Origin of the sequence: Paenibacillus polysaccharolyticus (genome assembly GCF_900102085.1) — a bacterium.
Classification (GTDB): Bacteria; Bacillota; Bacilli; order Paenibacillales; family Paenibacillaceae; genus Paenibacillus; species Paenibacillus polysaccharolyticus.
Map to the genome: position 1 here is coordinate 1 of NZ_FMVM01000031.1, position 21,094 is coordinate 21,094.

Below are 21,094 nucleotides of genomic sequence, written 5' to 3' on the forward strand. Positions count from 1 at the left end.
CGTTTGGTGGCGATGGCGGAGGGGTTCCACACGTACCCATCCCGAACACGACCGTTAAGCCCTCTAGCGCCGATGGTACTTGGACCGCAGGGTCCTGGGAGAGTAGGACGCCGCCAAGCAAAGCAAAGACACACTTGATGAGAATCAGGTGTGTCTTTTTTTGTCTTGCACAGAATGGTACTGAGCCCCTGACTCTGGAGTTATCTTTTGGAGAACTACGCCGGGGTTAGGGGCCAGTGTTTAATATCGTGACGGTGGGGCGAAAATACAGCGAACGTTATATTTGTTTTTAAACCATAATATTTATTTTGCCTGTAACAGATTGAGCCGCTCGGTCAAGGAGCGTTTGCGATAATAGAGTGCTATCGTGATTAGAACAATCATTTCGGATAAAGGTACAGCTAGCCATACCCCAGTAACACCCAGGAACGAAGGGAGAATAGCAATCAAAGCAATCATGATAATCATCTCGCGTGCGGCTGTAATCCAGATCGCCATTTTAGCGTTACCTATGGACTGGAAGTACGTGCTCATGACAAAATTTACTCCCATGAATACATAAGCAATGGTGAAAATACGCAAACCGTAGACCGCATTATCAGTTACACTGCTACTGAAGTTACCAAAGATTTGCACAAAATAAGGTGCTCCAACTTGAACGATGAGAAGCAGAACCACACCGCAGGTTAAGGCTGTTTTGACGGCAATACGAATCGTTTCCTGCACTTGTTCCATTCGCTGTGCACCGTGATAATAACTGATTAGGGGCTGCGCAGCAGAAGCCAGACCAAGGAATGCCATTAAGACAACCCCGTGGATGTAATTTAAAACCGTAAACGAGGCAACACCATCCGTACCTCCAATCCGCTCCGTTGAGATGTTATGTGAGACCGAAAAGACGGACATACCGAGTTCAGCCAGGAAGCTGGGAAAGCCAATAAGTGCGATCATGCAAAGCAATTTGGTACTCCATGTGAACCTTGTGAATGTAAGATTATTGGACTTTTTGAAAAAATGACTGAACAGCACGAGCAGTGCCAAAGCAGCTGAGACAATCGTACCAAGTGCAACCCCGCGTACTCCCCACTCCAGCACATATAAGGTAATATAATTGATGACAATGTTAGCTACAGCAAAGGTAATCTGGGCATACATTGAGGTGTTTGGACCGCCATCGTTGCGAACAAAAACGGATAATGCATTTTCGATCGTAAAAACAAACCCGAAAAGCAACATGATATTCATATAATCAGATGCGAAGGGAAAAGTATCTGCATTTGCACCCAATGCATATACGAGTTTATCTTTGAATGTGAAGGCCGTGTAACCAATAACCACTGTGACCAGCGAAATGAGAATAATGGATTTGGTAAACACTTCTTTGGCCTTCTGATTTTCTTTCCTGCCCATATGATTAGAGTATAACGTAGCTCCGCCCATGCCGATCCATAGAGACATTGCCACGAATAGGGTGTAGACAGGGGAAGCAATGCCGATGCCTGCCATAGCGGTTGACCCCAGTTTATGCCCAACCATAATGCCGTCGATAATAAAGTTAAATGCGATGACCAGCATCCCCAGAACAGAGGGCACCAGATAGCTGATAAAAGCTTTGCCTACCGTTTGCCTCTCAAGTGGATGTGTCCAATTTGTACTCATAATGACCTCCGTTAGTAATATTAAAAAGTTTATGCCTATATTTTATACTGAACGTTCGTTCTGTATAATAACATGATTACAATTCAAATGGCAACTTTTCCGAAATTCATACCGTTTATTTGGATAGAGTATGAGAGAAGACCGGGGAGGGAGGTAAGATCAGATGAAACAAAATAAATACGATGATAAGGCATTTTTTCAGAATTATAGTAAGATGGCTCGCTCCGTTGAAGGGTTAGATGCAGCTGGGGAATGGCATGAATTACAAACCTTATTACCCGATTTAAAGGATAAGCGAGTACTTGATTTGGGTTGCGGTTTTGGCTGGCATTGCCGATATGCGCGTGAACAACAGGCGAGTACTGTCATCGGTGTAGACTTATCCGAAAATATGCTGCGGCGTGCGCGTGAGCTGACGAATGATCTACAGATTGAGTATCGGCAGACGGCCATCGAAGATATTCATTTTGACCAGAATCAGTTCGATGTGGTTATTAGCTCGCTTGTTCTGCATTACATTAAACATTTGCATGACGTGTATCGTAAAATCAATCAATGTCTAGTCACAGGTGGAACGTTCATTCTGTCTGTTGAACATCCGATATTCACCGCTCGTGCGGAGCAAGATTGGCATTATGATGCTCAAGGGGAGAAACTGCATTGGCCTGTGGATCATTATCATGAGCAAGGACAGCGGATCGCAAACTTTTTGGATCATGATGTGGTGAAGTATCATCGGACGATGGCTACACATCTGAATGAATTGATTGGTGCGGGGTTCATCATTCAACAGGTGGCAGAATCCAAACCTTCTTTGGAGATGATGGAGCAGGTCCCAGGGATGTCTGATGAGAATCGAAGACCGATGTTTCTGATGATTGTAGCAATGAAGAAATAATGATGAATCTTATATGTACATTATTCAGCGTTTTATGATGGCGTGTTCAGTGTATCTGGACATGCTGTTTTTTGTTTTTTTGCTAAAATATAAAGAATATTGTGTAAATTAGGGAACCGGATGACATTCCGTTTAGTCGTATTAAGTGAGGTGAACATTCGTTGGACTATTCGTTTCTGGCAGAGGCCCAGACCATCAACAATGACACACTTGCCAGCCTGATGCATGATTACGGCAATGATGTGTGGAATTATGTTTATTTTTTAACTAGAAATACGGAGCAAGCAGATGATTTGTCACAGGAAGTATTTGTCCGGGCATACACAGGAATCGCGAACTATCGGGGAGATTGCTCGATCAAAACATGGCTTCTAACAATTACGAGGAACACAACGTTTACATACCGAAAGTCGAGGTTTTTCCGAAGCAGCTTATGGGGAGAAACGTTGTCGTTAGAGTCAGATCAAGGAGATCAATTCGGATCAAGAAAAACGATGCGAGAACGATCAGTTTATCCATCTGCCGAGATAGAAGTGATTCGTAAAGTACATATCAATGAAATTTGGGATATCGTGCTGGCACTACCGGAGAAGTTTCGGGAGATTCTTCTGTTGCATCTGAGGTATGAACTTACAACGGTGGAGATCGCAGATATGTTACGAATTAGCCAAGGAACCGTGAAATCACGGCTATCCCGGGCTAAGGATAAGGTTCGAAAGCAGTGGGAGGAGAGAAGCGAATGAAACATGAGGATGATCAATGGGAAAAGGAAATCCGTAAAGGGCCGTTTGCAACGTCTCCTTTTACTGAAGATCACAAACGTAAGGTGCTACAGCAGGTGCAGCGGATACGAATTGCAAGCAGCAAGGAAGAGGAAATGAGTGAAATGAGCCCTGTGGAGTCGTCATTGGAACGCTCTAATTGCCTCTCCAATTCATTAAGAGAATACACAGATACAGACACAAATGCAGTTAAAGATAAAGTTCAAGTTAAAGATCAAGCTAAAGATGCATCCAAAGTTGATCCAGGTCATCAACGTCACAGAAAAAGTCGTAGAGGCATTCTCGTTGCAGGGTTGAGTGCATTGGTTATCGCGGGCGGGATCTTTATGTGGAACTGGGACGAAGGACAACTTGCCAAACCGTTGATTGAACAGATCAATCCAGCTTCAGCTTTGTTGTTTACAGATCACCTGAATGTCGATATCCTTACCGATCAGATGAAAAAGAATGTTGCGATGACGATGAGAGATGATCTGGGCAAACAGCTACGCATTACCAAAGTACAAGATCTGCCTGTGTCTGGAAGAATATACGTCGAAGCAGGTCAGGAGAAAGGAGCAGATTACGCCCAAATCTGGCTGGACGCCAAGACGGGTAATCTTCGTGAAGTGCAGATGAAGGCCGAGATGCAGCCAAGTAAGCTGGAACATCGATATATGCGTCAGGTGTCGTCACTTTTGGAGAGTATCGGTAGTGCTCCTACGCTCAAACCCATACTTGTTAGGCGTTTTGTAAACATGAACCAAGGGGAGATATTACCGATAATACGTACTACACTCGCATTACAGAATGAAACAAGTTTTGGGTATATTGAATGGGAGCAGGATAAGGTCACATCGGTATCCGGGGAAATTAATTCGGATGAGGTATCTCAGACTGCTTTGGCAGATGCTAAGGAATCGGTGGCTGCTTTGTCGGGGAAAACGAATTTAAATTTGGAAAGCATACATCGAACGAAGGATAATAAGCTGGGTGGAGAGTTTTTCTTTTTTCAATTTTCTCAAAATTACTTTGTTGAAATGACTGAAGGAAAAGAAGGGGTGGGTTATACAGTTCGAGATGTTAATAATTATGAGTCATTCATTGGAGATAGCAAAGAAATGGAGGCTTACCATGAAAAATTATATAATATGGACGAAACTATAATAAGAGAAAAAGTAGGGCCAATCATTAAGAGCATATTTAACATTAATTTGGATGCCTACAAACTTCATCGAAAAGCCGATGCATTAGGCATGGTAACTTTTGAATTAGAGTCTGCCAACGATATATTCGAGGTCGAATATAAAGAAGATGGACGCATCACCATGATTAGCAGGGGGAAATCGTAGTAGGATATAATCCGTTATTTAAGTATGTTAAATACAACTTACTTTTAGGAACCAGGGCACAATAAGGTACGTACTTTTCAATCTGGAGCATAACATCTAAACTGATACCTGAGCCATAAACAGCAAACGAAATCTATAGCTATGCAGGTTCAGCATATAATATATAAAGCAAAGGACGTGGAGAAGAGTGGATGTTACTGTAAAGACAAAGAAAAAAGAAGAGATTTTGCAGGCATTTAAGTTTCGTCATGCAACAAAGCTATTTGATGCGTCACGCAAAATTACAGAAGAAGACTTCGCTTTCATCCTTGAAACAGGTCGTTTGTCTCCGAGTTCCATTGGATTCGAACCCTGGAAGTTTCTCATTGTACAAAATCCCGAGTTCCGTCAGCGCTTGTCCGAGGTGTCGTCCGGTGCACAGCGGCAGCTAGCCACAGCCAGTCACTTCATTGTGATCTTGGCTCGCACGGATGCCAGCTACAGCTCTCCTTATGCAGCGTACATGCTGAAAGAGGTCCAGGGCATGCCCGATGATGTATTCAAGCTGACAAGTGAAGCTTACGGTAAATTTCAGAACAATCAAGGTCTGCTTCAAAACGCGAAAACATTATTCGACTGGGCATCTAAACAGACATATATTGCCCTTGGCAATATGATGACTGCAGCGGCTCAGATTGGCATCGATTCTTGTCCGATCGAAGGATACAATTATGCAGAGGTGCATCGTATTCTGGAAGATGCAGGACTGTTAGAGAACGGCGCATGGGATGTGTCAGTGATGGCGGCCTTTGGTTATCGTGCAGAAGAGCCTCATCGTGAGAAATCACGCCAATCTGTTGAGCAAATTACACACTGGATTAAATAACGATAAGGTTCCATCAATGTAATAGGAACAATCTGGATCAGCATTTATACAGACTTCTCAGACATAGTAATCACACTGGGCGAAAGAACGAAAGTAACGGCTATTAATGTGCAAACTAATCTTCTGTGACCTAAACTGTTGTAACCATGTACGGCCCTTGTACTCCCATACCTTCAAGGTATGAGAGTACAAGGGCCGTGTCACTTTGCTTGGAATTATCAATTTTAGTCTAAAAAATGAGGAGTTGAAAATGAATAGATATCTATGTATAATACATTTATGTTAAAACACAACGCTTTTGCAATGATTGCACGAATCAGAGATCACGTGAACAAACGAATTGTTCATGAACTGGAACAGCATGAGGTAACAGGTATTGTGCCTTCTCATGGAGATGTCCTGATGTTTCTGTACCGGGAAGAGACATTGTCGATCAAAATGCTGGCTGAACGTGTTCAGCGTACGCAACCTACAGTAACGGTGCTCGTTAACAAATTGGAGAAGCTGGGTTATGTCGAACGCAGTAAGAGCGCTGAGGATAGCCGAGTGACCATGATTCGTCTTACGGACAAAGGGAAGCAGCTTGAGCCGATCTTCCGCGAAGTGTCGAATCAGATTAATCAGATAATCTATGCCGATCTGTCTGAAGAGCAGTCGGAGCAGTTGGAGAATTTGTTGTCTATGATTGTCAGACGTCTTTAAATTAATTTGTTGAACCCAATTGAGGAGGAAATAAAACATGAAACATCTTATCGTATACGCTCATCCACATACAGACAGCTTCAATAAAGCCATTTTGACTACAGCCGTAACTGCTCTGGAAGCAGAGGGGCATGAGGTCGTTGTACGTGATCTGTATCAACTCGGCTTTCAGCCTGTACTGACTGAGGCGGATACAGCTGCAATGCGTGCAGGACAGACTCCCCAAGATATCGTAGCGGAGCAGAAATATGTGACAGAGGCAGAAGCTATTACGTTTATCTATCCAATCTGGTGGACGGGGCTTCCGGCGATTCTGAAAGGATACGTTGACCGGGTGTTTGCTTACGGATTTGCTTATGCATCTGGAGCGGCAGGAATCGAGAAACTGTTAACGGGTAAAAAAGGTGTTATGATCAGTACACACGGAACGCCGAAGGACGTGTATGACCAGATCGGTATGACGGATGCGCTCAAGCTGACTTCCGACACAGGGATTTTTGATTTTGTAGGAATCGAGCCGGTAGGCCATCTGCTCTTCGGTGGTATTGGTTATCTGGATGATGCTGCATATCAAGCAATGCTGGATGAAGTGAAACAGACGGTAACAACACGTTTCTAACATGGAATTGATCAGATGTGAATTGCCAAGCCGACTCTTGATGAGTCGGTTTGTTAGTTTATGGGGTTTGGCAAAAGGTCAAAAAGGGGGTATAATCGACCCATGGAACCTATACTCATTTTCAAAGCACTATCTAATGAGACACGCAGACAGATCCTGTTGTGGCTGAAAAACCCGGAGCAGCACTTCTCCCCCCTCGAGCTATCCCAGCATCCGGATGGCGGTAAGAGTGGGATATGTGTTGGCACGATTCAATTGAAGGCTGGACTGGCACAGTCTGTAATCTCCAGCTATTTGTTGACGATGCTCAAGGCAGGGTTGTTGTTATCGGAGCGCAGAGGACAATGGACGTACTATCGACGCAATGAAGAAACGATACAGGCTTTTGCCAAGTACGTACAACATGAGTTATAAGCCGGATGCCGGAACGGAAGCCAGGATGCAATACGCAGCAAGCAGGAGATTCCGTCCGGATGTGAACGGCTAGTTGTTGTAAGAACACGTGGTGTGTACCACATGGACTCCCGGCTTTCTTTGCTACATGTATGAAAAGAGTCTGTCTTCGAAACATAAGAGTTATGTTTCATTTTTTGAGCAAAATTTTGTTTATTTATATCTATATATCTGGATATACAAAAATATAATCACAGAGGAGTATGAACTTTAATGAGTATTGAACATCAACAAGATAAAGAACATATCACTGACGTCAAACTTTCCGTGCTGGACCTTGCACCTGTTGTGGTGGGATCAACCCCTGCAGATGCACTTCGCAACAGTCTGGAACTGGCACAACATGCCGAGCGCTGGGGATATCATCGCTACTGGGTAGCTGAGCATCACAACATGCCGGGCATCGCTTCGTCTGCAACCTCGGTTGTAATCGGACACCTGGCGGGTGGAACGAAGTCCATTCGTGTAGGTTCTGGTGGCATTATGCTGCCGAACCATGCACCACTTGTCATTGCAGAGCAGTTTGGTACGCTTGAATCCCTGTATCCTGGACGCATTGATCTGGGTCTGGGCCGTGCCCCCGGCAGTGATCGCCGTACATCCGTTGCGCTTCGCAAAGATCTGAACAGCGGAGAAGATTTCCCTGAGCTGCTGGCAGAATTGCGTGCATACTTTGATGCATCGGCAACGTCCTATCATGCACCCGTACGCGCAGTGCCCGGCGAAGGGCTGAACATCCCGATTTACCTGCTGGGCTCCAGTGATTTCAGCGCACGATTGGCAGGCCAGCTGGGATTGCCGTTTGCTTTTGCCAGCCACTTCTCACCAGATTATACCCGAATTGCTCTGGATACTTACCGCAATAGCTTCCAGCCGTCGGAGAGTCTGAAGGAGCCTTATGTCATCGTAGGGGTGAATGCTGTGGTGGCAGATACCGATGAAGAGGCTGCGTGGCTGGGAACGACGATGCAACAACAGTTCCTGAACATCATCCGCGGCACAACAGGGCTTGTGCAGCCGCCAGCTGTGATGGATGGAAAATGGACAGATCGCGAACAGGCTACTGTAGCTCAAACACTGAAAGCTGCGGTGAACGGTTCACCGGAGAAAGTGAAGGGACAGCTGGAGTCCTTTATTCGCCAGACGCAGGCAGATGAACTGATTATTACCTCGATGATCTATGATCATCAAGCACGTCTGCATTCGTATGAGTTGATCGCACAGCTTGCGGGAAACGTATAAAGGTTTTATATGACAGAAGAATGTGAATAGCATCGGATCAGAGAGAGACGGTTCGCCTCCAAGCAGAGGTGGATCGTTTTTTTTGTATGGGAGATTTTTCAATTGGCCGGTGTGGGGCAGGTTGTGCATTTTGGGGTAAAATGACTTTACTTGCCGAATTTGAAACGGTCAACGGGCTCATACGTATAAATCGGGAGTATTATACATATGTTGGCTTGTACAAGAGTTAATTGTACCCGTCAGGCAGAAAGGTGATTATAACGGAAGAAAGATACATAAGAGAGGACGACAAGCCTATGGAGCAACCTGAGCAACAACCTGAGGTACAAACTCGGGTGTGGCCTGAGCGATTCAAACGATTTTTTCTGAACAACAAATTTGTGCTGTTTCTGTTAGTTCTGCTATTGGTAGGACTGAACATTATGGTGCTGACCAAGGTATCCTTTGTGTTCCATCCGCTAGCGGTGTTACTCAAAACAATTCTCCTGCCTATTATTCTGTCGGGTATCCTTTATTATCTGCTCAATCCACTTGTGGACGTGATGGAACGATGGAAAATCAAGCGAGGCTGGGGGATACTGATTCTCTATCTTGCCATTGGTGGCATCTTGACTATTGTGGTGCTGGCAGTTATTCCTGTGCTACGTAATCAGATTATGGGGCTGATCGCCAATTTCCCTACTTACAGTGAAAACGTAAGGGAACAATTCGAGGAATTGACAGGCAATAAGCTGTTCAGCCAGGTGCAAGATACGATCAACATGAACTGGCAGGACTGGTGGGGCACGATTTCCACGAAAGCTACCGAGATCCTCAATTCTACCTGGACGAAGCTTGGCGGGTTCCTTGGTGCATTTACCGAGACCGTGTTATCTATCGTAACCGTGCCATTCATCTTGTTCTATCTTCTCAAAGACGGCAAGAAGTTGCCGGACAAGATTTTGTCTTTTTTGCCAATCAAAAGTCGTACCGGTGCCATGCATGTGTTGCATGATATCAACCACCAGATCAGCTCATTCATCCGTGGACAGATTATCGTCAGCTTCTGTATCGGTGTGTTGCTTTACATCGGGTACATGGTCATTGGTTTGGATTATGCTCTGATTCTTGCAATCATTGCTTCCTTCACGAGTGTTGTTCCTTATCTGGGGCCAGCAATTGCCATTACCCCGGCTTTGATTGTTGCTCTGGTGACTTCGCCAGTGATGTTGCTGAAAATGATTGCCGTGTGGACAATTGTACAGCTGATTGAAGGTAAACTTATCTCGCCGCAGATTATGGGTAAAACACTCAAAATTCATCCGATCACCATCATCTTTGTCATTCTGACTTCAGGGAACTTGTTCGGGGTAGTCGGCATCCTGCTTGCGGTTCCGGGATACGCGGTACTTAAAGTGGTGGTGTCACATATATTCAACATGTTCAAAGATAAGTCGGGTCTTTATGATCCGAACAATAACCGTTTGCTGTAACTATTAAAACGGTTCCCTTACACAACAGAAACCCCCGTCCATCGGCATAAGGCCGAGTGACGGGGGTTTCTGTTCGTTTGAACAGGCTGGCAGTAGCCTAGCCGTGTTTGATATGTTGGAGCGTTTGCAGGAAAATTTGCTCAATGTGAGCATCATCCAAAGAATAAAAAACGGTCTTGCCTTCCTTGCGACGCTTCACAATCCGCATGTTGCGGAGAGAGCGCAGCTGGTGGGAGATGGCTGACTGACCCATGTCGAGCAATACCGTTAGATCATGTACACATAATTCTTTCTGTAACAGTGCATCAATAATACGTAGACGTGTTGGATCACTAAATGCTTTGAACCAATCCGCCATCTCGGAAGAGGTCTCCCGATCTATAAGTGAGGTGCGAATGGTTTGCACATCGGCTTCCGTACCTAAGCAGGCATCATCGCAATCATGTGGAGCTTTAACCGGTTGTTCCATTCCTATCACCGCCTATGTTTAACAACTTGATAGCTCTATTATATCCAAAAAACGCCTAAAGCGAAATGATTACTATTTGCATATTCTGTATCCAAAATCAACACCTCGTGTTGACACTCCGGTTTGGGCATGCATATAATAGTGTTAATTGAACATATGAATGATTGCTCATATATTGTAATAAATACGATTAACAGAAATGGAAGAACTACTTTTTTCGGACTGCAAAGGGGAGAATTCACATGGGAACCGGACAGGAACAGGTGAAAAGGGAACTGCTGCTTGACGGACTGGATTGTGCCAACTGTGCACTGAAGATTGAAAATGGTGTGAGTAAAATTAAGGGCATTAATGAATGCTCCGTTAATTTTGTGACCAAAACGTTATCGATGTATACCACATCGGATATGGATGAGCAAGTGGTGGAGGAAGTGAGGCGCAAGGTGTTGCGGCTGGAGCCACATATTCGTATCTCGGAAAAAGGGTCGGGTAGTCATGCCCACACGGACGTAAGCCAAGCGGCAGGCACGCATAAGCATCAACATCAGAGCCATGCTCATTCACATGAACATTCACATGGACATGATCACAGCCATACGCATAATCACGCCGAAGGCAGTGACGCTCATGCAGGGCATTCACATGAGCACGGTGCCGGACAGACCAAAACGTTACTAGCCCGCCTTGCTACGGGGTCTGTGTTGCTGGCCGCAGCGATCTGGTCACCGCTCGATGGCTGGGCACAGCTTGCGCTATACGTAGTGGCTTATCTCATCGCTGGTGGCGATATCGTGCTACAGGCATTCAAAAACATCATTCGCGGTCAGGTGTTTGATGAGTACTTCCTGATGACGGTTGCCACGCTGGGTGCGTTTTCCATCGGAGAGTATCCTGAGGGTGTCGCGGTCATGCTGTTCTATCAGCTCGGAGAGCTGTTCCAGGGCATGGCAGTGAATCGCTCACGCAAGTCGATTCAGTCCCTGATGGATATTCGACCGGACTATGCGAATGTTCTCACAGGTGCAGGGGAAGAGACCCGGCGTGTCTCCCCGGAAGAGGTTCGCATTGGCGACCGGATTGTGGTTAAAGCCGGTGAGCGTGTGCCCCTCGACGGTATCGTAAAGGCAGGCCGCTCCATGGTAGACACATCCGCGTTGACGGGGGAATCTGTTCCACGGGAACTGGAGCCTGGAAGTGATGTACTCAGCGGATTTGTGAACAAAAACGGCATGTTAACCATAGAGGTCACCAAAACCTTTGGTGAATCCACCGTATCCAAAATCCTCGATATGGTGCAGAATGCCAGCAGCCGCAAGGCGAAAACGGAGCATTTTATCAGCAAATTTGCCAGGTATTACACACCTGTTGTGGTCATTCTCGCTGCTCTGATTGCCTTCGTTCCGCCACTGCTACTCAGCGGTGCAACGTTCGCAGACTGGATCTATCGTGCGCTGGTGTTCCTCGTAATTTCATGTCCTTGTGCACTTGTTGTATCGATTCCGCTCGGCTTCTTTGGCGGGATTGGTGCAGCTTCGCGTAACGGCATTCTGGTCAAAGGAAGTAATTACCTGGAAGCTCTAAATGACGTTAAAGTGGTAGTGTTCGACAAAACGGGCACATTAACCAAAGGTGTTTTCAAAGTCACGTCTGTTCATCCTGAAGGTACGCGTACGGAAGAGGAACTGATGAAGCTGGCCGTGATTGCCGAAGCAAATTCCAATCATCCGATTGCAGAATCCATTCGTTCCGCTTGGGCGAAAGACATTCCCTCGCAAGGTGTGGACGGATATGACGAGATAGCCGGACATGGAATTAAAGTCAATGTGAACGGTCAGGAAGTGCTCGCAGGCAACGCCAAGTTGATGGATCAGGCAGGGATCATGTATACGAAGCCGCAAACGGTAGGAACGGTTGTGCATATAGCTGAAGACGGACAGTATGTTGGACACCTCATTATTGCGGACGAAGTGAAGGAAGATGCAGCGTCTGCGATAGAGGCACTCAAGCAGCTCGGCATACACAAAACGGTCATGCTGACCGGCGATGCCAAAGCGGTAGGCGAGGCAGTTGCACGCCAGCTTGGCGTGGATGAGGTTCATGCCGAACTGCTACCACAAGACAAAGTCGAACGGCTGGAACAACTGGAACAAAACAAATTACCGAAGGAAAAAATGATCTTTGTCGGTGACGGCATTAATGATACACCCGTACTGGCACGTGCCGATGTTGGTGTGGCCATGGGCGGACTCGGATCGGATGCAGCCATTGAAGCAGCGGATGTGGTGATCATGACGGATGAACCGTCCAGAATCGCCAGTGCCATCCGTATTGCGAAGCGTACACGCCGCATAGTCTGGCAGAATATCGGATTTGCGCTGGGAGTCAAAGCAATCTTTCTGTTGCTGGGTGTATTCGGGATCGCCACCATGTGGGAAGCTGTTTTCTCCGATGTGGGTGTGACGGTGCTTGCGGTACTGAATGCGATGCGGGTTCTACGAATTAAGGACGTTTAAATGGTTTGAAACGTACATCACGGCTCTGCGTATATACGTAGAGCCGTTTTACTTTATTTATGGCAGACTGTGGATTGAAGTGGCCTGAGAGCTAAAGACAAGAGAAGGAGCGAGCATTTTGGCAGGAGCATTCGTGGGGATTATATGTGGAGTATGTTATTTCATTTTGGGATTAATGGTGTACAAGAAGCCGCCAAAACAAATTAACGGAATATATGGGTATCGTACACCCCGTGCAATGAGCGACCGGGCGCTGTGGGAAGAAGCGCAGCGGTACAGTTCGGCACTGATGATGCAGTTTGGAGTTATTATTACTGCTTTTGGTGTGATCGGTTTCTGGCTTACGGATGTGCGTGCATTGGTACTGAGTTTAATCGCTGTAGGTTTTTATACCATCAGGCTGTTTACCCGGGTGGAAGGCCGTTTGAAGCAAATGCAAAGGGCACAGCAGGAACAGGACAAGCAAGGGAAGTAAGAGAAGTGAGATGAGTAAGGAAAGTAAGATAAGACAAGGTCAGAACAACTAATGTCAGTAAGTACATGCAGAGCAACATGCTTAATGACCTGTATTATCACCGAGATCCGCGGATGCGGGTCTTTTTTTGTCTTTATTTTCTGCTTCTGTCTCAAATACGGAATGGAATGGTCGATTTTATCTATCATTTCATGAATAATTTTAACGGTTAAATTCCAAACTAAAATCTAACGTTGACGTTAACGTTAGAATTATGTATAATTATATACATAATATTAATGACATATAAGCGAGGTGGAGTCGATGAGTTTGTTCAAAATTGATGATGTCGCCAAAGCCTGCGGACTGACCAAACGTACCATTCGATATTACGAAGAGATTGGTGTGATGCCTTCACCTCAGCGGACAGACGGCGGAACGAGGCTATATTCACAGGATGACATCGACTATTTGAAAAAAGTGGTTCGAGCCAAAGAGGTGCTTGGCTTTTCTTTACAAGAACTTCATGCCTATGTAGCTACGACAGATGTGCTGAACGAGCAACGTTTCGACTATCAGCAGACCACTGAGGTGAAAGAGCGGATCGAAAAGCTCACCCTTATGGAAGCCACATTGGATGGTCAGTTGCAGTTGCTGGAGCAGAAGCTTCAGAGCATTCATGCTGTACAACAGGAGCTGGAGGAGCTTCGTGGGCGCGTTAGAACGGGCATACAGACGTTGCAAGCCAACGCTCGTGAGAGAAACGAAGATTAAGACGAGTAGCCAACAGAGAAGGCAACAAGAAGCCGAAGTGAAAAGATACGCATAGGGAGCTTTTGCAAGTCTTTATGTGGGAGTGCAGAGCAGTATGGATGAATGCAATACACCGGGATTTCCGGTGTCCTTGTGCTGTTTTTGCAACTCGTTTTCTGAAAAAAACAAGAAAACTCATGAAAATACAACTAATCAATTGTTCTTAATTATTTTCACCATCTCAACATTACACATTACATCGGAGGAATGACCTATGAAAAGAGAACCATCACTACCCGACGAATTGCCGTCATCCCGTGGAGGTCTACTGTCCCAGCCACGAGCGGTCTGGGCTGTAGCTTTCGCCTGTATCATCTCGTTTATGGGCCTGGGCTTAGTTGACCCGATTCTGCCAGCCATTGCGGATCAGCTACATGCGTCCAAAAGCCAAGTGTCCTTGCTATTTACCAGCTATAACGCGGTAACAGGGATCGCCATGCTGATTACGGGTGTGGTTTCCAGCCGGATTGGCGTGAAATGGACACTGCTCAGCGGTATATTGCTGATTATTGTATTTTCGTTCCTTGGCGGTACATCGGACACGGTCGGAGCGCTGGTTGGTTATCGCGGGGGCTGGGGACTCGGGAATGCCTTGTTCATCGCCACCGCGTTGTCAGCTATTGTTGGCTTGTCGACGTCAGGGACAGCCAAGGCTATTATTTTATACGAAGCAGCACTGGGTCTAGGGATTGCCGTTGGTCCGCTACTTGGCGGGGAACTGGGTTCGATCTCTTGGCGCGGCCCGTTCTACGGGGTAGCTGTACTGATGGCAATTGCGTTTATCAGCATCATGTTTATGTTGCCCAAAATGGCTAAACCGAAAACACGCAGCACGTTATCCGATCCGTTCAAAGCACTCGGGTACCCTTCACTGAAAACGTTGGCGATAACCGCCTTTTTATATAACTTTGGATTCTTTACGTTGATGGCGTACTCCCCTTATGTCATGAAACTGGACGAACACGGCCTTGGGTATGTTTTCTTCGGATGGGGATTGATGCTGGCGATTACGTCCGTCTTTGTGGCACCGAAGCTGCAGCGCCGATTTGGCTCCGTGCCTTCCATGAGTGTCATGCTCACGTTGTTTGCGCTGGACTTGCTGGTTATGGCTGTGGGTACGGTAATGGGCTCATCGGTGACGGTTATTGTTGCGGTGATCGTAGCAGGGATTTTCCTTGGAATAAACAATACGTTGATCACAACGGCTGTGATGGAGGCCGCTCCAGTGGAGCGCTCCGTAGCCTCTGCGGCGTACAGTTTTGTGCGGTTTATGGGCGGTGCACTAGCCCCTTGGCTTGCGGGTAAATTGTCTGAATGGTTTTTGCCAGAAACGCCGTTTTACTTCGGTGCGTTAATGGTGCTGATCGGTGTTGTTGTATTGTTGATGCGTCGTCGTCACCTGCGGGATATTGATGCGTCCATCACAGCTCATTAAGAGTTGGTTTATGGCTACAGGAAATTAGTACGAGCGCAACGCGTGGATAGATGTAGATGTTTAGGACCGATAAACAGACTGGAGGATATGGGGATGCTAAAACGAATATTGGTCGCTGTAGATGAATCGGATCATGCGAAAAAGGCGCTGGAACAGGCTCTGATGCTGGCTGAACAGATGAAACATCCTGTCAGTCTGACGATTATGCATGTGAATCCTTCTATCTCAATGAACGAACCAGCGCTTGGCGTTGATTTGGAGGAACGTATCGCTGAAGAGGGGAAGCACATTATAGAGCCAGTGGTTGAACAAATGGTTGGTCGCGGTGTGGACTACGTGACATTGCTGGTTGCAGGTGATCCTGTAACTGAAATCTGCCGGATGGCGAGTGAGCGGAAATGTGACCTGGTTGTGATGGGCACCGGTGGCAAAAGTGTGCTGGCTGAGATTGTAGTCGGCAGTGTCAGTCATGGTGTGCTGAAGCATGCCGAATGTCCGGTACTGACGGTGAAATAAAGCAACGATTTTTCTAAAGATCATCCACCGCACGGCCCTACCAACAACCAGTACCGAGTAACTTATATCGTTTCGTCAACTGGGTGGAAGAGGGCGAAATGGTGTATAACTAGAGTAGAGTTATGTAAGGATGGTAGTTACTCGCGAATCGAATGAACGGGAACGGAGGATGCGTTTATGAAAAAACAACATCTGTTTATCGGCGGTAAGTATACCGAATCGGTACACTATACAACACTTCGAGCACCTTATTCCGGGGAAACGCTGGCAGAAGTGGCTTCGGCCTCGGCGGAGGAGATTAAAGCCGCCATTGCGGCGGCTGTGAAGGCACGTAAAGCGATGCGCCAAATGCCTGCACATCAGCGTGCAGACTTGCTGTACAAGCTGTCCGCCATGCTGGAGGAACGTAAAGAAGAGGCAGCCCGCATCGTTGCATTAGAGGCGGCAAAACCGATCACGGCGGCAAGAGGCGAGATTGATCGTACGATCGAGACCTATCGGTTTGCTGCCGAAGAGGCAAAACGTTTAACTGGAGAGACCGTTCCGATGGATGCGGCAAAAGGCGGCGAAGGTCGTATTGGTTATACGATGCGACAGCCGCTCGGGGTGATTGGGGCCATTACACCGTTTAATTTTCCGATGAATCTGGTTGCACACAAGGTTGGACCCGCACTGGCTGCTGGAAATACCATCGTGCTTAAACCTGCAGAGCAGACTCCGCTGTCTGCCTATTACATCGCAAACCTGCTCCAAGAGGCAGGGTTGCCAGACGGAGCACTGAATGTGGTGAGCGGTGATGGTAAAACAATTGGCGATGTACTTGTGAGCCATCCGGATGTAGCTTATCTTACCTTCACAGGTAGCCCAGCCGTAGGAACAAACATCCGCAGCAACGCAGGACTGAAACGTGTTACGCTGGAGCTGGGTTCCAATGCGGCTGTCATTGTAGACAAAGATGCGGATCTCGACAAGGTCATCCCGCGCAGCGTTACGGGAGCTTTCACATATCAGGGCCAGGTATGCATTTCATTACAGCGCATCTATGTGCATCAGTCGATTGCCGAGCCATTTATTAAGCGCTTTGCCGAAGCTGCTGAACAGGTTGTGATCGGTGATCCGCTGAACGAGGATACGGTCGTATCAGCACTCATTACATCTAAGGATGTACAACGTACTCTGGACTGGATTGAAGAAGCGAAACAGGCAGGGGCAACCGTGGTCGCAGGTGGTGAGGCTGAAGGAGGCGTATTGCGTCCAACCGTGCTTGCGAATGTGCCACGCGATGCAAAGGTTTCTTGTCAGGAAGTGTTTGCACCGATTGTTGTGATTAACACGGTTGATTCCGTAGAAGAAGGCATTCAGCATGTTAACGACTCTATGTATGGACTTCAAGCTGGGGTATTCACGAATGACATTCAAACGGCACTTCGAGCTGTGGATGACATAGAAGCGGGGGGCGTAATGATCAATGATATCCCGACATTCCGGGTAGATCATATGCCGTATGGCGGTGTGAAGCAAAGTGGCATTGGGCGTGAAGGTGTGAAATATGCAACGGAAGAAATGACGGAATTGAAGTTTGTCATGTTTAACAAAAATTAAGTGAGTTCATCGCTCGTAATAAACCGATTATATGAAATTTTCGAAGATCCTGTATCCATCTCATGGTGCAGGATTTTTGCTTGTAATTTTATATCACAAACGATCGATATCCGCTTAAAATTTCCTAAAAAAAACGATCATTTTTCTGCACTGACTATAGGTTCACAATGGGTGAGAAGGGTATAAAATAGGTAACATCCTGCAAGCAACTGTCTGAACCCGTTGAATTTCATAGGGCATGGATGCACGCATTTTCAACTGCGTTTTCAATTCTTTTGTATCTTTTTAAATATATCGGAAGCAATACGGCGGGTGAACACACAGAGCACGCATAACAGGTAGGAGGTGAATTCATATGGCTTATTCTATGACGGATGTATCGGGTATGTCAGGTGTGAGCCTGAGTGAGTTAAGTCATTATGCGGAGCTGGGGTTATTGTCCCCTGCCTTTCGTGGACTGGATGAGGATATTTATTATGAAAAAAAAGAGTTGCTGACGCTGCAGCAGATTCTGTTCTGCAAGGAAGCAGGAGTAGCGGAGGAAGAGATCGGCTCTATGCTTAAGGAAGAGCCTGTGGAGATCATCCGTGTCATGCGGCAACATCGTATCCGAATTTTGGAGGAAGCACTTCGCCTGCACGGTTTGATCCAAACGCTGGATCGAACGGTTTCTTATCTGCAAGGGGAAGAGACGATAGAGGAGCACGAACTCTACCATGGCTTCGAACATAATACGCGTCATGCCAGATTGCCAGAAGCAGGTCAAACACAGCACTTGCCTGAGACCCTGCCGTCACGTGAATCGAAAGCGGAGAAGATCGAGTTGAAATCCAAAGAGGATTTTTTGGACTCACAGACCAGAATCGATCAGATTCATCTGGATCTGAAACAGGCGCTGGAGCTTGGGCTTGAACCGGGCAATCCGGCTGTGCAGGAGATTATTGGAAGACACCTTGAATGGATCAAAGGATATTACACACCTACGGCTGAGATTTATCGGGATTTGGCCAATCTGTACGTGGAGCACCGCGATTTTCGGAACATGTATGACGGTTATCATCCAAGACTGGCAGAATTTCTGCGAGAGGGAATGATCATCAAAGCGTCACAGGATCTATCCTGAATGCATAAAGTAACATGGGCGGGCAAGATGATTGGTACGAACATTGGTAAGAGCAATCGTAAGAACATAACAACAAAAAGCGCAGACCTCCGGGAGGGCTGCGCTTTTTGTTCGTACATATGGATATCACCGGGTGAGGACAGAGTCCTCTTGTTCACATGAATTGGAGATGAATCGGACGGCTTACAGTTGCTCGACGAGCAAGCTAACCGCTTTTTCCAGGAAGATACGATCCTCATCGTCAAAACGGTTTTTGATCGGGCTGTCGATATCGAGTACGCCATATAATTGTCCGTCTTTGATGATCGGAACAACGATCTCACTGTTGGATGCAGCATCACAGGCGATATGACCTGGAAAAGCATGCACATCATCAACAACGAGTGTGCGTTTCTCCGCAGCAGATGTGCCACATACCCCGCGTCCAAGTGGAATACGGATGCAGGCAGGCAATCCCTGAAATGGTCCGAGGACCAGTTCTTTTCCATCATACAGATAGAATCCGACCCAGTTGGTGTCGGTTAGAAATACATTGAGCAGCGCAGCAGCGTTAGCCAGATTGGCAATCGCACTAGGTTCATCGCGGATCAGAGCACTTAACTGTCCCAGGACGGCGGTGTGCTGCTCGCTTCGTGTTCCTTCATAGGAAACAGCTTGAAACATGGTGAATCACCCTCCCGAGCAAAAATGGTACTTATTTTCAAGATAGTGCAGTAGATGCGGTTAGTCAAGCGGAATGATTTTGGAAAGAGATGACAGTACCTGGATTATGCGCCTGTTTCTTCGCTTCTTTCGCGGGGTAATTACTTAGCAACCAAGTAGGGCTACAACCCGGGAAGGAGCTTAGCTTATGCATGCAGAAGTACAGAATCTATTTGTACGAATTCATCTTCTATATTTTGCCCAAAATCAGGATTTAAACGTAAGCGACGCGCTGCCTTTGTTAGAAGAGCGAGGATATCGCGTGGGTGAACGTGAGATCAAACAGGAGCTTGAACACCTGACGCAAGAAAACTTCCTGACTGCCCACGGAGATCAGTGGAGCCTTACCGGGACAGGCATTGAGGAGTATAAGGAAATTGTTACTGTGCTTGGTCGGGTGAGCGAAGAATTGTTGCCTGACAGCAAGAAGGCCTCTCCGGCGTAAAACTGTTGCAGATCAGGTTTTGCGAGCAACTGAGCGAATAAAGATTGATTCTCGGCATAGAACAGGACAACCTGTGCTGGTGGATTCATAGCTACATCAAGACCGGGAGCGGATGCGCCCGGTTTTTTGATATGATCAGAAGAGTGAACAGTTGCCAATTGGTGCAGGTTATGGTTAGATGGCTAATGAATCTTATGGTCTGCAAGAGAAGGATCGGATCGGAGTGTCAAGTGATGTATAAATGTAAAGGAAGAATCCCGGAAATGGAGACACCGCGGTTACGTTTACGCAAAATGCGCCGCAAGGATGCTGCGCAGATGTTCGTACACTGGTCCGACCGGGAGGTCACACGGTACATGAATCTCGCGCCCATGATTGGGACAAGCGAGGCGGCCGATATGATCGGGCTGCTGAATCATATGGCAGGGGAAGAAGACGCCATTCGGTGGGGCATTGAACTGAAAGCTACGGGTAAACTTATCGGTAGTTGCGGATTCAATACCTGGCAGCTGGAAGGGGCATTCCGCGGTGAGATCGGATATGAGCTGGGCCGTGAGTACTGGCGTTACGGCTATATGTCTGAGGCATTCACAGCGCTGCTACCCTTTGGCTATGAGACGATGGGATTGAACCGGATTGAAGCACTTGTGGACCCGCGTAACACAGCCTCAGGAACTTTCCTGACAAGTCAGGGATTTACAAGAGAGGGCCTGCTTCGCCAGGTACAGCATACGTCTACGGGATACAAGGACATGGTGATGTACTCGCTATTATATGATGAGTTCCTTCGCAATAAGAGAAGGTAGTGGCAAGGAAGGTAGGAAAAGATACTTAATTTATTTTGAGATTACACATTAACGAAGAAACAGAACAAAGCTGGAGAAGTGGAACGTTCACCTAAAAGCTTTCGGAACGAAAGCTACATCGGAAGCATAGGCTTATCACCAGATTTCTCTTTATAGAAAAGAGATGAAAAAATCTGGGGATAACTGTGATCGA

21 protein-coding genes and 1 rRNA gene are annotated in these 21,094 nt (G+C 46.7%); 19 read left to right on the top strand and 3 right to left on the bottom strand.

Translation table 11 applies throughout. The features are described 5' to 3' along the window. Window positions 1-2 precede the first annotated feature (2 nt). Window positions 3-119 (top strand): 5S ribosomal RNA (gene rrf, locus BLQ13_RS27695). Window positions 120-303: 184 nt separating this feature from the next. Here the strand turns inward: rrf and BLQ13_RS27700 are convergent. After that, entirely contained in the window at window positions 304-1,659 is a 1,356-nt protein-coding gene (locus BLQ13_RS27700) for an MATE family efflux transporter (RefSeq protein WP_090924899.1), read from the bottom strand. Between the two features lie 163 nt (window positions 1,660-1,822). Here BLQ13_RS27700 and BLQ13_RS27705 point away from each other — a divergent pair, with 163 nt between their 5' ends. The 9 genes from BLQ13_RS27705 to BLQ13_RS27745 all read left to right on the top strand — a co-directional run bounded on the left by BLQ13_RS27705 (window position 1,823) and on the right by BLQ13_RS27745 (window position 10,023). Next, window positions 1,823-2,557 (top strand): class I SAM-dependent methyltransferase, encoded by a 735-nt coding sequence (locus BLQ13_RS27705; protein ID WP_090924900.1) that lies wholly within the window; start codon window positions 1,823-1,825, stop codon window positions 2,555-2,557. A gap of 161 nt (window positions 2,558-2,718) precedes the next feature. Continuing rightward, window positions 2,719-3,300: an RNA polymerase sigma factor gene (locus BLQ13_RS27710; protein WP_090924901.1), complete on the top strand. Its 582-nt coding sequence runs from the start codon at window positions 2,719-2,721 to the stop codon at window positions 3,298-3,300. Further along, window positions 3,297-4,670 carry a hypothetical protein gene (locus BLQ13_RS27715; protein WP_090924902.1) on the top strand — a complete coding sequence of 458 codons (1,374 nt, stop codon included), beginning with the start codon at window positions 3,297-3,299 and terminating at the stop codon, window positions 4,668-4,670. The genes BLQ13_RS27710 and BLQ13_RS27715 overlap by 4 nt, the downstream gene beginning before the upstream one ends. A 187-nt stretch (window positions 4,671-4,857) precedes the next feature. Next, window positions 4,858-5,535 (top strand): NAD(P)H-dependent oxidoreductase, encoded by a 678-nt coding sequence (locus BLQ13_RS27720; protein WP_090924903.1) that lies wholly within the window; start codon window positions 4,858-4,860, stop codon window positions 5,533-5,535. A gap of 264 nt (window positions 5,536-5,799) precedes the next feature. Continuing rightward, window positions 5,800-6,237, top strand: a complete 438-nt coding sequence (locus BLQ13_RS27725; RefSeq protein ID WP_338060898.1) for a MarR family winged helix-turn-helix transcriptional regulator — start codon at window positions 5,800-5,802, stop codon at window positions 6,235-6,237. 37 nt (window positions 6,238-6,274) lie between these two features. Beyond that, the gene (locus BLQ13_RS27730; RefSeq protein ID WP_090924904.1) at window positions 6,275-6,856 is read left to right on the top strand and encodes an NAD(P)H-dependent oxidoreductase; all 582 of its coding nucleotides are present in this window, start codon (window positions 6,275-6,277) and stop codon (window positions 6,854-6,856) included. Window positions 6,857-6,958: 102 nt separating this feature from the next. Beyond that, complete coding sequence (locus tag BLQ13_RS27735; protein ID WP_090924905.1) at window positions 6,959-7,270, top strand: ArsR/SmtB family transcription factor; 312 nt, start codon at window positions 6,959-6,961, stop codon at window positions 7,268-7,270. A 252-nt stretch (window positions 7,271-7,522) separates the two neighbouring features. Then, window positions 7,523-8,551 carry an LLM class flavin-dependent oxidoreductase gene (locus tag BLQ13_RS27740; RefSeq protein ID WP_090924906.1) on the top strand — a complete coding sequence of 343 codons (1,029 nt, stop codon included), beginning with the start codon at window positions 7,523-7,525 and terminating at the stop codon, window positions 8,549-8,551. Window positions 8,552-8,847: 296 nt separating this feature from the next. Further along, window positions 8,848-10,023 carry an AI-2E family transporter gene (locus BLQ13_RS27745; protein WP_090924907.1) on the top strand — a complete coding sequence of 392 codons (1,176 nt, stop codon included), beginning with the start codon at window positions 8,848-8,850 and terminating at the stop codon, window positions 10,021-10,023. A 97-nt stretch (window positions 10,024-10,120) separates the two neighbouring features. On the opposite strand, the gene BLQ13_RS27750 is transcribed toward BLQ13_RS27745, so the two are convergent. Beyond that, the gene (locus tag BLQ13_RS27750; protein ID WP_090924908.1) at window positions 10,121-10,492 is read right to left on the bottom strand and encodes an ArsR/SmtB family transcription factor; all 372 of its coding nucleotides are present in this window, start codon (window positions 10,490-10,492) and stop codon (window positions 10,121-10,123) included. Between the two features lie 242 nt (window positions 10,493-10,734). Here BLQ13_RS27750 and BLQ13_RS27755 point away from each other — a divergent pair, with 242 nt between their 5' ends. From BLQ13_RS27755 to BLQ13_RS27785, 7 genes are all read left to right on the top strand, one after another. After that, on the top strand, window positions 10,735-13,005 hold the full coding sequence (locus tag BLQ13_RS27755; protein ID WP_090924909.1) for a heavy metal translocating P-type ATPase: 2,271 nt from the start codon (window positions 10,735-10,737) through the stop codon (window positions 13,003-13,005). A gap of 118 nt (window positions 13,006-13,123) precedes the next feature. Next, on the top strand, window positions 13,124-13,480 hold the full coding sequence (locus BLQ13_RS27760) for an SdpI family protein (RefSeq protein WP_186331902.1): 357 nt from the start codon (window positions 13,124-13,126) through the stop codon (window positions 13,478-13,480). Between the two features lie 303 nt (window positions 13,481-13,783). Then, the gene (locus tag BLQ13_RS27765) at window positions 13,784-14,233 is read left to right on the top strand and encodes a MerR family transcriptional regulator (protein WP_090924910.1); all 450 of its coding nucleotides are present in this window, start codon (window positions 13,784-13,786) and stop codon (window positions 14,231-14,233) included. 253 nt (window positions 14,234-14,486) lie between these two features. Then, complete coding sequence (locus BLQ13_RS27770; RefSeq protein WP_090924911.1) at window positions 14,487-15,707, top strand: MFS transporter; 1,221 nt, start codon at window positions 14,487-14,489, stop codon at window positions 15,705-15,707. 93 nt (window positions 15,708-15,800) lie between these two features. After that, window positions 15,801-16,223, top strand: a complete 423-nt coding sequence (locus BLQ13_RS27775) for a universal stress protein (RefSeq protein WP_244159492.1) — start codon at window positions 15,801-15,803, stop codon at window positions 16,221-16,223. Window positions 16,224-16,400: 177 nt separating this feature from the next. Then, entirely contained in the window at window positions 16,401-17,825 is a 1,425-nt protein-coding gene (locus BLQ13_RS27780) for an aldehyde dehydrogenase family protein (RefSeq protein WP_090924913.1), read from the top strand. Between the two features lie 355 nt (window positions 17,826-18,180). Next, window positions 18,181-18,948 (top strand): MerR family transcriptional regulator, encoded by a 768-nt coding sequence (locus BLQ13_RS27785; RefSeq protein WP_090924914.1) that lies wholly within the window; start codon window positions 18,181-18,183, stop codon window positions 18,946-18,948. 183 nt (window positions 18,949-19,131) lie between these two features. Here the strand turns inward: BLQ13_RS27785 and BLQ13_RS27790 are convergent, their stop codons facing one another. Continuing rightward, the gene (locus BLQ13_RS27790) at window positions 19,132-19,611 is read right to left on the bottom strand and encodes a GAF domain-containing protein (protein WP_090924915.1); all 480 of its coding nucleotides are present in this window, start codon (window positions 19,609-19,611) and stop codon (window positions 19,132-19,134) included. Window positions 19,612-19,798: 187 nt separating this feature from the next. Here BLQ13_RS27790 and BLQ13_RS27795 point away from each other — a divergent pair, with 187 nt between their 5' ends. Next, window positions 19,799-20,095: a hypothetical protein gene (locus tag BLQ13_RS27795; protein WP_090924916.1), complete on the top strand. Its 297-nt coding sequence runs from the start codon at window positions 19,799-19,801 to the stop codon at window positions 20,093-20,095. 233 nt (window positions 20,096-20,328) lie between these two features. Continuing rightward, a complete protein-coding gene (locus BLQ13_RS27800; protein ID WP_090924917.1) occupies window positions 20,329-20,901 on the top strand; it encodes a GNAT family N-acetyltransferase in 573 nt (190 codons plus the stop codon). Window positions 20,902-21,094: the final 193 nt, after the last annotated feature.